The sequence below is a fragment of the Bacillus cereus group sp. BceL062 genome, from assembly GCF_051780025.1.
Classification (GTDB): Bacteria; Bacillota; Bacilli; order Bacillales; family Bacillaceae_G; genus Bacillus_A; species Bacillus_A toyonensis.
This window is the reverse complement of sequence record NZ_JBPWGY010000060.1, coordinates 1-325: the sequence shown is the minus strand read 5'-3', so window position 1 is coordinate 325 and position 325 is coordinate 1. Positions and strand designations below refer to the sequence as shown.

Below are 325 nucleotides of genomic sequence, written 5' to 3'. Positions count from 1 at the left end.
CGCGCCCGAGAGGAGTCGAACCCCTAACCTCTTGATCCGTAGTCAAACGCTCTATCCAATTGAGCTACGGGCGCATATGGTGCCGAGGGCGGGGGTCGAACCCGCACGGTGGTCACCCACCGCAGGATTTTAAGTCCTGTGCGTCTGCCTGTTCCGCCACCCCGGCATGTCATATTGAAAATTGGAGCGGAAGACGGGATTCGAACCCGCGACCCCAACCTTGGCAAGGTTGTATTCTACCACTGAACTACTTCCGCAAGACATGTTATGAGATATTTTATTAAAAGTGCGGGTGAAGGGAGTCGAACCCCCACGCCAAAGGCGC

The 325-nt window shown here is 55.7% G+C and carries 3 tRNA genes; all 3 read right to left on the bottom strand.

Annotated features, from left to right (window positions below):
- Positions 1 to 74, bottom strand: a tRNA-Arg gene (locus ACS2MN_RS31060).
- Positions 75 to 77: 3 nt separating this feature from the next.
- A tRNA-Leu gene (locus ACS2MN_RS31055) sits at positions 78 to 166 on the bottom strand.
- Positions 167 to 182: 16 nt separating this feature from the next.
- Positions 183 to 257 (bottom strand) — tRNA-Gly (locus ACS2MN_RS31050).
- Between the last annotated feature and the right edge of the window lie 68 nt (positions 258 to 325).